This window comes from Paenibacillus sp. FW101-FHT12H11 (genome assembly GCF_058790355.1).
Genome location: NZ_JBYTCO010000016.1, coordinates 1 through 11,766 on the forward strand (window position 1 = coordinate 1; position 11,766 = coordinate 11,766).

At 49.6% G+C, this 11,766-nt stretch carries 7 protein-coding genes; all 7 read right to left on the minus strand.

Going from position 1 to position 11,766, the window contains the following annotated elements:
* Window positions 1-165 precede the first annotated feature (165 nt).
* Complete coding sequence (locus AC3WTJ_RS35075; RefSeq protein WP_492526279.1) at window positions 166-3,102, minus strand: right-handed parallel beta-helix repeat-containing protein; 2,937 nt, start codon at window positions 3,100-3,102, stop codon at window positions 166-168.
* Complete coding sequence (locus AC3WTJ_RS35080) at window positions 3,099-5,324, minus strand: bacterial Ig-like domain-containing protein (protein ID WP_492526182.1); 2,226 nt, start codon at window positions 5,322-5,324, stop codon at window positions 3,099-3,101. The genes AC3WTJ_RS35075 and AC3WTJ_RS35080 overlap by 4 nt, the downstream gene beginning before the upstream one ends.
* Window positions 5,325-5,438: 114 nt before the next feature.
* On the minus strand, window positions 5,439-6,542 hold the full coding sequence (locus AC3WTJ_RS35085; RefSeq protein ID WP_492526184.1) for a glycoside hydrolase family 88/105 protein: 1,104 nt from the start codon (window positions 6,540-6,542) through the stop codon (window positions 5,439-5,441).
* Between the two features lie 31 nt (window positions 6,543-6,573).
* Complete coding sequence (locus AC3WTJ_RS35090; RefSeq protein WP_492526186.1) at window positions 6,574-7,650, minus strand: hypothetical protein; 1,077 nt, start codon at window positions 7,648-7,650, stop codon at window positions 6,574-6,576.
* 20 nt (window positions 7,651-7,670) lie between these two features.
* On the minus strand, window positions 7,671-8,546 hold the full coding sequence (locus AC3WTJ_RS35095) for a carbohydrate ABC transporter permease (RefSeq protein WP_127458688.1): 876 nt from the start codon (window positions 8,544-8,546) through the stop codon (window positions 7,671-7,673).
* A 31-nt stretch (window positions 8,547-8,577) separates the two neighbouring features.
* Window positions 8,578-9,510 (minus strand): ABC transporter permease, encoded by a 933-nt coding sequence (locus AC3WTJ_RS35100; RefSeq protein ID WP_407873180.1) that lies wholly within the window; start codon window positions 9,508-9,510, stop codon window positions 8,578-8,580.
* A 125-nt stretch (window positions 9,511-9,635) separates the two neighbouring features.
* Window positions 9,636-11,174, minus strand: a complete 1,539-nt coding sequence (locus AC3WTJ_RS35105; protein WP_492526188.1) for an extracellular solute-binding protein — start codon at window positions 11,172-11,174, stop codon at window positions 9,636-9,638.
* Window positions 11,175-11,766: the final 592 nt, after the last annotated feature.

Genomic DNA, 11,766 nt, shown 5'->3' on the forward strand with positions numbered 1-11,766 from the left:
CTGCATTTTCTACAATAGGTGACTTTTTTTGTTTTGGCTAGATATTTCATGTTAGGTTTTATGCAAACGTAGTGGATTTCATCCAATGAGAGAGGCAGTTGCAGTGCTGTAAGCATCTCACCACCTGCCTTAATCCGAAAAAAAGACGCCCTCGCGGGCGCCTTTTCAATTCATAAATTGCAGCTTCTGCAGCAATCTTTTCAGCATTACAGCGGCTTCCCCGCGGGTCGCAGACGCGCCAGGAGCAAACGTCGTATCCGTTACGCCGTTCACAATGCCTACGCGAACCGCTTCGGCGACAGCTGCTCTAGCCCATTCATGAATGGCGGGACTGTCGCCAAACTTATCCAGCTGAGCTAAGTCCATTACCGCAGGCTGCTGCCCGGCAAATTTCATGGCACGTGTAATCATGACGGCCATCTGCTCCCTCGTGATTTGCTCACCAGGCCCGAACGAGCCATCTTCAAAGCCCTTAATCAGCCCGGCCTTTGCTGAAGCGCCAACCGCCCCAGCGAACCAACTGTTCGCAAGTACGTCCGAGAAAGCGCTGGCGCCCGCTTCATTTAATCCCAGTGCGCGAACGAGCAGCGCTGCAAATTCAGCTCGCGTAATGGACGCGTTTGGCGCAAAGGTGCCAGCTGCAACGCCTTTGACGACAAGTTTGGAAGCCAGCAGCTCCACATCCGCTTTGGCCCAATGACCCGTCAGATCCACAAATGTCTGATCCGAGGAAACAACAGCGTACACACTGTTCCCCGTACGTTTCATCACGACTTCCGTTTGACCATTAACGACGTTAAAGATCGCCGGAACAAAGGTCAGCTCCCCTGTCGCCGGATTCAGCCATACGGCTGACACCTCATCAGCGTCAACCGCTGACGACAAGATCAGCACTCGGGTGACATAGGTACTTCCGAATTCGGTGACAGCCACCTTCTTGCCATTGCCCTCAGCAACGATGCTGAACTCTACCGGTGCGGCTAACGGCGTTACGCCTGCTTCTTTCATTTTTGCTGTAATTGGATCAGCAGCAGCACCGGTTACCTGCTCAAGGGAAATGTGAATTTTCACATTACCAGCATCTGTCCCTAAACTCTTAGCTAAAGCCTCCGCATCCAGTGCTTTAAGTGGTAAATTGTAGGTGACACCATTAGCTCTAACCGATAGCACAGCATCCGGCGATGCCAGCAATCCTGCGCTTATCGAGCTTGCAGGCACTTCCACGGCAGCTACAGTTCCATCGCCTTTTACTTCAGCAATAATCGTATTCCCGTTTGCTTTCTTCAGAAGGTCGATTGCTTTATTTAATTGATCAGCTGCGATTGAGAATGTTGACACTTTTTTCCCGTCTATCGTAGCTACAGTAGGTACTCCTATTAGCTCCACACCACCCGTTACTTCTTTCACCGTGATGCCGGGAGATGCGCTGCCAGAAAAATAACCGCCCCCTGAATCCGATAGGGATGAATGGCTCGGACTAACCAGCTTCAGGAAGTTGCCCCTGATGATATTCCCCTCCGCGTCTCTTTGATACGGAAGTGCAGGAACCAGACTCGCGAAATTCGCATCCGTCAGCTGCGTGCCCGATTTGTTCATACTTTTAGAGCCATCAAATAGATAGTTGGTGTCAGAATTCAAAGCTGCCGGATAATTATCTTTTGCCGTGTAATCCTTTTGATAGGAAGTAAAACCATCGATCCGAAAATCGGTTTGAATGCCCGTGTACGTCGTAAAGTTCAAATTGCCTTTGGTATTGTTAAAAGCGATATTCCCGCTTTCCGCGCGCACTCCCGGATTACTATTGCTCGCAAAGCCATAAGCGCCATTGCCAAAAGCAATGCTGTTTCGGATCACATGCGGCACATGGATGCCTTCGCCACCGAGTTTGAAGCCGTTTTTATCCCCTGCACCTACCGTGCCGTTCGTTAATGTTCCATTGTGATAGGCAATGCTATCCTCGATGACAACAGGACCAATCTCCCCCGTCCCGGATTTCGTGTATAAATCCCATCCATCATCGATATTATTATGGGAAATATCTCCCCGGAAAACGTTGCCCACGCCCGAAGTCAACTTTGCAGCAAAACCGTCGGCATTGTTATTCGAAGGGTCCACATTATCAAAAGATTCACAATTCAGAATGAGATTGTAGGACGGCCAAAGCGTTTTATCCGAATCCGACTCATCGGTACGGCTAATTTGCAAACCTGTATCGCCATTATCGTAAAACCGGCTAAGCTCCACGATGTTATGGTTTCCGCCTACCGTAAAGCCTTTGGTATTGCCCGCAGACCTCGTGAAATCAATGCCTTTCACATGCCAGTAATTCCCGCTAAGCACGACACCTTCGGTCTTCTTGTCAAAATCGATCACCGGCTTCGCCCCAGGCGCCGCGACCAATGATTTCATGGCATCAGCCGTGCCGTCATTGCCTTTTTTGATCTCCAGCTTGGCGCTGCGTACATATCTGCCGTCCAGAAGGTTAATGGTCTGGCCTGCTTTTACGTAATCAATGGCCGTATCCAGATCGAGAGGATTGTTGATTGCACCGTCTCCACCCGCAGTTCCCGCCGGCGATACGTAGATGTCACCGTTATCCACATAGGTTTTCATATCGACGGTGAAGTTTTTGACGATTTTGCCGTAGTTCGTCAAATACTGTGTATCGTCGGGCACGAAAGCCGCGCTAAAGTTGGTATACGTGTTAGCCGTAACCGTTGTATTAAGCACTAGCGGCTGCCCCGCTTGAATTTGGGCATTTTGCGCAAGGAGGCTCGATCCTTGCTTGATTGTCACCACACCGCTGACATTGGATTTCAGCCCAAACGAATACGCGGTCGTTGAAGTTCTCGTCAGCCCGGTCAGGCTCATATCCGGATCGATGGCTTCCGGGGCATGCTCCTTCTTGGGCGCATCCGTTTGCGCAGCGGTCACCTTCAGGTCTATGCCGCTCACTTCGATCGTCGCCAGACGAGCGGTGAAGAAGCCGACATACATCTTGTCGCCATCCTGCACCGACATAATTTCCGGCGCAAAAATCTCTTCGGCCTTATCGGAGTTTAATCGACCCGTGAAGCCGCTGTTCGTTTTCGTCAGCGTCAGTTTATAATTAGCCGCTGGATGGTATTTGCGAGAGCTGGTTTCACCGCACTCAACATCTTGCTTTGGACACCTTGGCTGCCTGTGCCATTCGGTGCCGTAACGCCGGTTCTGACGAACAACTGCGTACCGTTCTGCTTCGTTGTGCCGCCGCTGTATCCGCCAACAGCAGCTATGTTGGAAGCAAATACAGCGGAGTCTCCGGCCGTTCCGATCGCATCTCGGGCCATGATGCCGAACGATTCTTGACCGTCATGCGGATCTTTGGCATACGCTACGACTTTGATATCCGCGGATAATTCAAAGTTGTCTTTGACCGCATCCAGCTCCGTATAGTAAAAGCTGATCCCATCGTGGTCGCCCGTCACTTTACCGCCGCCTTCTAAAGCGACAAGTGTAGCAGATTTACCTGGCTCAACGACCGTAACCGTATTGTTCGTGTTTGAGGTGGATTGTCCGAAGCGGATGACTTTCCACTCGTGCTCTCTAGGTTCAACGACGGATACTTGCAACACGGCCGGCGGAATGGCTGCATTTACAGGCGTAATCGTAATGGGATAAACACCTGCTTTTGTACTGTCAAAAGCTGAAGTATCTAACGTAAGCTGGGCATCCGCCAACGGCTCCTGATCTCCGCTGTCATAAACCGCTTTCACCTCTATACCTGCCGGGTCAAAAGACTCCCCAATCGCATAGGTTGTTTTCGGATATCCGGTAACCTGGCTTCCTGTAATTGTTTGCTGTTTTACTAGGATAGGAAACTTAACTGTCTTATCGGGATCGGGCACATTTTTATAAGTAACTGTGATGTCCTTCGTACCTGCCGTCGACATATCCGGGGCTGAAATTGTGTAGTCGCTTCGCAATAATCTAACGGTTGAAGCATCGCTGTACTTCGCCTCTACAACCAAGCCGGCCGGATCGAAAATTTTGCCAACGAAAAATTGGGTTTTCTGCGGCAGTTGTTTGATGTCCAGGCCCGTTAGATGGGCGTTTCTCACTGTGACATCGAATGTCGCATAGGTGGTTGATGTTACTGTGGACCTAACCGTAACGGTATGGGTTCCCGGTATCTTGAGTGTATAGGTTGCATTCGATACGGTTGCAGCTGCTGGCGGAAGGGAAATTGCATATTGCGAATCGGCCATCTCGGACCAAACGTCGCCTCCGTTGAATTGCCCCAGCACTGTCAGGCCTTGCGGATCGAAGAATTCCTCCGGGTAGTAGTCGGTTTTGGCCGGCTTGTACCGGATATCCATGGCCGTCACAACCAAGTCCTTCATGTTTAAAGGAATTGTGGCCGTTTGACCGTTGAAATGGATCGTAATGAGATTCGTTCCCACCACGCTGTTATCAAACCCCGTCACAAGATAATCTCCTACCGAAAGCTCCTCTTCGTGATGATCCGCATACACGGCTGTTACTTTTAAGCCAGCAAGGTCGAGGTTATCTTTGATAAAGTAGTCCTTTTTCATAGAAGTTGTATTCAATTTCAGCTGATTTGGGACTCTCTCATCCACTTTAACGTCAAAATTGCTGAAAGTGATCTCTGCATCTCTGGCAACATATAACCCGGCGTATAGCTGATCATTGCCATCAAATAGATGATCTACTGCTAGGATTTGTGTGACTCCATTGACAGTTAACTCGAAAGCGTCACCGGATTTTTTGATTTTAAAGTTATATACCTCTTTAGGTGCAGGAGCCCTCACTCCGCTAAATAGTAATTTCTTGTTCGTATTTGCAGCATCAGAAGTAGTCCCGTTAACGCCTTGTTTATAAATAGCTTGCACCACATTCGGCGTATTGTCTTTATCCCCCATGCCTCCAACGGCTATATAGTTCGATGATTGTTTGGCATTACCTTGCGCAAAACTTCCACGCAGCATCAGCCCGAACGATTTCTGATTGGGTGTGGATGGCGGATTTTTACTATTAAAATTAACGACAGTCGCTGTTGCACGAATCTCAAGGTTGGCATCTTTCTCTAATTTTTTAAAATAATAAGATATCCCTTCTTCTGCGCTAGCCAGTTTGCCGTCTTTGGCTAACAGGGTAACGGAACCGTCTGCATTCATGGTTGGCACTGGTGTATTTATACTACTAGTCCCTGCGCCGAAGGCACTAAATTCCCATGGAATTGCATCCGCAGCTAACGCCACCGGAAGCATCGAAAACATCAAAATCACAGACATGAAGACCGAAATCATACGCCGTTTATTCAAAGCTATATCTCTCCTTTTATCTGATAATTAAAATGTATGCGTTTACATAACAAGAGAAAGAAACAGACGAATAACAGGTGATGCTCTGCTCTTACGTCTGTTTCTCTTAGATGCTTATACCGTCTGCTTAACGAGAGACTCGACTTCCACACAAGCCATAACAAAAGCCCCTACGCCATGCAGGTCATTTTCGCTAGTTGGGCGTGTTACGTAGTTTTCGTAATCGCCGGCTGACGTACCGATGCAGATCAAAGGCAGGATGACCCGCTCCTGCCCATCGAATTTCAGTGTACGAATCAAGCCCTCATAACCCTTCACTGCTGCAGCCGCACACTCCCCGCCGACAACCCCGTGCTTAACCGCCTTGGCAATCGTGTAGACGAACAGACTTGTACAAGAGGACTCCAACCAATTATCCGGTTGATCGCCTTTGTCTACGACTTGATACCATAGTCCGCTCTCCGTATCCTGGTAACGAATCAAGGCATGAACGAATTCCCGCAGGGAGTCCACCAGCACCTCGCGCCCTGGCTCATCCGCAGGCAGCTCATCCAGGAACTGCGCGAGAGCAAGACCGTACCAGCCCAGCGAACGGCCCCAGAACTCGGGTGAACAGCCGGTTTCGGCGTTGGCCCAAGGCATTTTGCGGCTTTCGTCCCAAGCATGGTAAAGTAGCCCTGTTGCGTCGTCTTTCATGTATTTGCGCATCAGTCCTTCTTGATGCAGCACGGTATCGCGCAGAGCGTGATCACCGTAAGCATTCGCGTATTTCAGCGAGAAGACACCCGCCATATACAAACCGTCGAGCCACATGTTGTAGGCATATTTGTCTTTATGCCAATACCCTCCCTCGGACGTCAGGTTGATCGTGTTAAGCAGACTTCTCAGCTTATCGGCAGCGATCCGGTATTTCGTGCGTCCCGTCTTCTCCTCCAAACGGAATAACAAAAGCCCGGCCTGTACGGCATCAAGCTCATCGCGGGCAAAGTAGAGATTGCCATTATCGTCAATCAGGCCATCTACATAAGCCTGAATGTAGGCGTCGTAGCGATCGTCCTTTTCAGCGGCCCAAAGCATTTCCATCCCGCATAAAAACACACCTTGATGATAATGCCAACGCCCGGCAGGGGGCAGCTCCATCGGTGTATACTGGCTCATAATGGAATCACAGGCGGCTCGCGCCCATTCCATCGGTGATTTTGCATAAATATCCGTCATAGTAAGTTTCCCTCTCTATTCCTATATAGATTTATGGCTTTCCAGCCAACTGGCGGCAAATAGAGCGAATTAGCAGCGCTTGCGTCCCAGCGTTCATATCGCCTTCGACCTCGCCGCCGCCAAGGTGGACGGCCTTCGGCATGTCGGGATAGTACTCGCCTGGCTTAACCTGAGCGACGTTAGGCGCTGTCGGAGAATGAGCAAGCTCACGGGAAAAGCCACCGTCAGCGCGCAGCAGTCTCCGTATATTCGTGAGCGTAATCTGGATGATTTCACGCAGCTCTTCCTCTGGAATCGACAGCTTCATATACGAAAGCAAGTGAATTGGATTGCGGATATAACACATATCCGCTGCTTCCTCCTGCCTTAGCGCTGTGAGAATGCTTTGGTAAATACGATCTTCGCGCGGCAGAGGAACCCCGAAGTGATCATAAAAAATGTGCAGCTTGAACGTCCCCGATATCCGCACATAATAGGAGCCTTCCCCCCATAACCCGGTATGCGGGTCCTGCTTTTCCGCAAAGAAGTCAAACGCCGTCTTCGCGTAAGCCGCCCTGCGCTCCTCCGGCTCTACCTGCCGCACGTACACGCTGGAGGTAGACAGCCGGTCGCAGCCGCGCCAGCTGTTCACGAGCGGCACCGACTGCAGCCATGCCAGATAGCTTTGCGGCGAATCCATATAAGCCGGTGCTTGCTTCGCCTCATAGGGCAGCGGATACAACGGCTGCCCGCCGAGTTTCCTTAGCGCGTTACGGCTGTAGGAGATGGCTCGCGCCACCATCACTTCATCTTCGCGCATCAGCGGATTCGCATCGTAGAAATACCCGGATACAGCGTCCTGCCTTTTCTGGAAAAAGCGTATAAGCCCTCGCTTCATCTCTTCCGGCAGGCTGCTTAGTAAGCCGAAGCGCTCCATAATATTGAGCGCTTGCGCCGTTGATTCAATGTCTGGAACGCCACCACTACCGGGCAGCTGCTTTGAACTTTTTGCGTAATAGAAACCTCCGCTTTCCGCGTCGTGCTGTCCCCACAGCCAATCGTGGAACCCGGCAAACAAAGCGTCCATCTCCGTAAGCAGCTCGTGGATCTCTTCGATATGCTTAGACATTTGCATGTTGGAGTCCTTTCTTACCCTTTAATGGAACCGATCATCGCGCCTTTCGCAAAATGCTTTTGCAAGAACGGATAAACTACAAGGATTGGTAATGTCGCTACAACGATAACCGCCATCTTGATCGATTGAGCCGGAGGCGGCGTCACGCTGTCGAGATCCACACTGTGATCCATTCCGCTTGCGAGAACGACAATTTGTCTCAGAAGGACTTGAATCGGCCACATCGCGCTCTCGTTCAGATAAAGAATTGCGCTCAGGTAGGTATTCCAGTATGTCACCGCGTAAAAGAGGGAAATCGTAGCAATCGCCGGCATCGACAAAGGCAAGACAATGCGGAACAAAATGCCGAAGTCGCTGCAGCCATCGATTTTCGCCGACTCTTCCAAACCTTCCGGGATGTTTTGGAAAAAGTTTTTCAAAATAATCAAGTTAAACGCTGAAACAGCCGACGGCAAAATTAAGGCCATGTACGAGTCGATCATCCCTAATTCTTTTACAACCAGGAAGGTTGGCACTAAACCACCGTGGAACAACATCGTGAAAACAACCATGAACATGATCACTTTGCGGCCATCCACATCTCTGCGAGATAAGCCGTACGCCATAAGGGCTGTGATGAACATCGAAATGATCGTTCCGAGCAGCGTCGTCCAAATAGAAACGCCCATCGCTTTAAAAATCGTATTCGTCGAAAAAATAAACCGGTACGCCTCAATACTCCATTCTGTCGGAATAATAACGAACTTCTTCGCCGCCATCTCCGCGCTGGTCGTAAAAGATCCCGCCACAACATGCACAAAAGGAATCACGGTAATCAAACCAATAATCGTTAAGAGCAAATAGTTAATGATGCTAAACATTCGCCCGGCTAATGTTCTATCCTCTACCATGGTGCAGCCCTCCTGCCTTTCTATGCCTTGCTTAGTACACGCCTTCTTCGCCCATTTTTTTCGCAATGCGGTTAACAATCATCACCAGAACAAGTCCGATGAACGATTTGAACAATCCGATCGCTGCGCTATAGCTGAATTGGCCTTGTTTTAAACCCGCTGTATATACATAAGTATCAATGATCTCCGCAACATTTCGGTTCATAGAGTTAAGCAGCAAGTACACATGTTCAAAACCGAGTTCGAGAACCGCACCAATTTTCAAAATTAACAAAACAATAATGACACTGCGCAAAGCCGGAAGCGTAATGTGCCACATTTGGCGCAAACGCCCTGCACCGTCCATACGTGCTGCCTCATACAATCCCGGATCAATGGAGGCAATTGCTGCCAGATAAATAATCGTCCCCCAGCCGGCTTCCCGCCAGATGACTTGAAGAATATACATCGGTCTAAACCATTCCGGAGCCAACAGGAAATTGATTTTCTCAAATCCGAAATATTCAATAATGTCGTTAATAATCCCGCCGTCCATCGTCAACATCACGAAAGAGATCGAAACGATGATGACCCAAGACATAAAGTGCGGCAAATAGACGATCGTTTGGAACGTTTTCTTAAAAAATTCCCCTCTCACCTCATTGAGCATCAAAGCCATAATGATCGGGATCGGGAAGTAAAACAGGATGTTCATCACAAATAAAATTAACGTATTGCTCAAAATATTTAAGAAATCCGGTTCTGTAAACAACCGCTGAAAATGCTCAAAACCTACCCACTCGCTCCCGCTAACCCCTTTGAACGGCTTATAGTTCTGGAACGAGATGATCAATCCGTACATTGGAACATATTTGAACACGATAAAATATAAAATCCCCGGCAGCAGCATGACATAAATCCATTTGTTCCTCCATAGCCGCCTGCCTAACTCACTGCTCTGTTTCCTTTCCACCACACTTTGCATCGCATGTACGTCCTGCATAATTCTCTTCCTTTCCCGATGTTTCCTAAAACGAGAAGACTGCCCCTGATCATCAGCAGCCTCCCCGATTAGAAACCAGTATGATTTCCTTGATTCCTGTCCACGGCTTATTTTTTGTATAGGGCGTTGTACTCTTCGATGATTTTGTTGCCTCCGCGGTTTTTCCAATCCTCGATGGCTTTATCGAATCCAGCCTTATCAATGCTTCCGTAGATGTATTTGTTCGTTGCATCTTTGATAACGTCTTGGAGTTGAACGCCTTTTTCCAAGTTTGTTTTGGAGTCAAGCGCTGCCACAGGGTCTTGCACGGCGAACTTCAGATTCGCAATTTTCAGCTCATCCGCTTTGCCTTGAGCTGGAATCGTTGGAATGCCAAGCAGTCTTCCTGATGTATCTTCATCGCCGATTGCTGCGTCTGTGAACGGCTTCACTTCACGTGTCCATTTCTCTTCATCCAGCTTTTTCGCTTTGCCGTCGACTACACTGTAGTTGACATCTTTGATGCCCCAGTTTGCCAGGTTCGCCACTTCAGGCGTCATCATTTTGTCGAAGAAGGCGAGAACTTTTCTCAGCTCAGCTTCGTTTTTGATCGCAGATTTCGGGAAAAGCACGACGTTCGCGTAACCTGGAAGCGCCCATGCAGCGAATTTGCCGTCAGGTCCTGCTACCATGCTGTGTACGTCTACGACGGCTGTCGGCACGTTTTTGACCAGATCCTTGTTCAGGGACGAAACGTCTGTCATAGCTCCGATGTACATCCCTGCCGTACCGTTCGTGAACAGCTTTTGTTGATCAGTTTTACTTGTTGCTGCGAAGTCTTTATTCATCAAGCCTTCGTCGCGCAGCTTTTTGAAGTAATCCATCGACTTTACATATTCAGGGAACATGAACTCCGGCTGCAGCTTGCCGTCTTTCACGCCCCAGTTGTTCGGAACGCCTAACCAAGTTGCTGCTGTTTTGAAGGCACCGTAGATAAGATCGTTACGGTCTGTTAGGCCGATGGTGTCCTTTTTGCCATTGCCATCAGGGTCTTGTTCCGTGAAGGCTTTTGCCATCGCGTACAGCTCATCCATGTTAGATGGTGGCTTCAAGCCCAGCTTATCGGCCCAGTCTTTGCGGTAGATAAGACCTTGGCGGGCGATATCTACGCCACGGTATAGCGTGTACAGCTTGCCGTCTACTTTTGTATTGTCATTCGTTGTGGACTTCAGCTTGCTCAGATTCGGGAAGTCTTTGAGCAGCGGACCAATTTCCCAGAATTGGCCGTCGCGGATGGCGGATTTCATTTGAATGAAAGTCGCTTGGTTTTTCAAGTACGTCACTTGCGGCAATGCACCGGTCGCGAACGTTGTGTTTAGCTTCTCCTCGTACGTATCCGCCGGGAAGAATTGATAGGTCAGCTTCGTGTTCGTTAATTTTTCCAGTTCTTTGATGATTGTATCTGGTGGCGTTTGCGCTGTGTTCAGTGGCGCCATAATGGTGATCGAGGCTGGCGTTGTATCAGCCGTTGCTTTTGGTGCTGCTGTTGTCCCGGCTGCTGCCGTCGTAGCTGCAGGAGTGGCCTTGCCTCCGTCTGAGCAAGCTGCAAGCCCAAAGCTGGATACGAGCAGAATGCCGAGCGGTATCGAGACGAAATTTCTCTTCATATTTGTTAGACCTCCGTGAAATGTTTGTTTGCTACAAGTTCCACGTTACAAGGTCTTAGGTAGGTACCGAAATAATCATTTACTCATTTCGACCTGGTTCTTCTAGGATGTGAGATGATGATTATTGGGGAGGGAGATGATTATCCGTCTTGCCTCCGCCTCCCCATGCTCTCGGGCGGATGGATCCAGGTGCGGGAGAGAACTTGGTGGGGCTGGATACTGTAGTAGATTAAGGTGAATGTGAGTACGGGCAGGCGCGGGGTGTGAGAGTAGCTGGAGGGGAGAATCTGATGGGGCTGCATACTGTAAATTAAAGTGAATATGGGGGGCGGGCTTAAGCTCATAATCCATACTTTAGCGGTGAAAAACATCGTTACAGCATGAGGCGTAAGACGGCCTTTTAGGCTCGCTCAGCCAGGTTCGGCGGGCTGACCTGACATGAGACAGTCTTTAAGGCTCGCTCGCGGGTGGCTCGACGCACTTTCGCCGACTTTCCAGCACGAGGCTGCCTTTTCGGCTCGCTCAGTCGGGCTCGGCGGGCTGACCTGACACGAGACGGCCTTTTCGGCTCGCTCAGTCGGGCTCGGCAGAC

Coding starts and splice junctions, on each gene's coding strand:
- AC3WTJ_RS35085 (WP_492526184.1), bottom strand. CDS start 6,542: ATGACGGATATTTATGCAAAATCACCGATGGAATGGGCGCGAGCCGCC.
- AC3WTJ_RS35090 (WP_492526186.1), bottom strand. CDS start 7,650: ATGTCTAAGCATATCGAAGAGATCCACGAGCTGCTTACGGAGATGGAC.
- AC3WTJ_RS35095 (WP_127458688.1), bottom strand. CDS start 8,546: ATGGTAGAGGATAGAACATTAGCCGGGCGAATGTTTAGCATCATTAAC.
- AC3WTJ_RS35100 (WP_407873180.1), bottom strand. CDS start 9,510: ATGCAAAGTGTGGTGGAAAGGAAACAGAGCAGTGAGTTAGGCAGGCGG.
- AC3WTJ_RS35105 (WP_492526188.1), bottom strand. CDS start 11,174: ATGAAGAGAAATTTCGTCTCGATACCGCTCGGCATTCTGCTCGTATCC.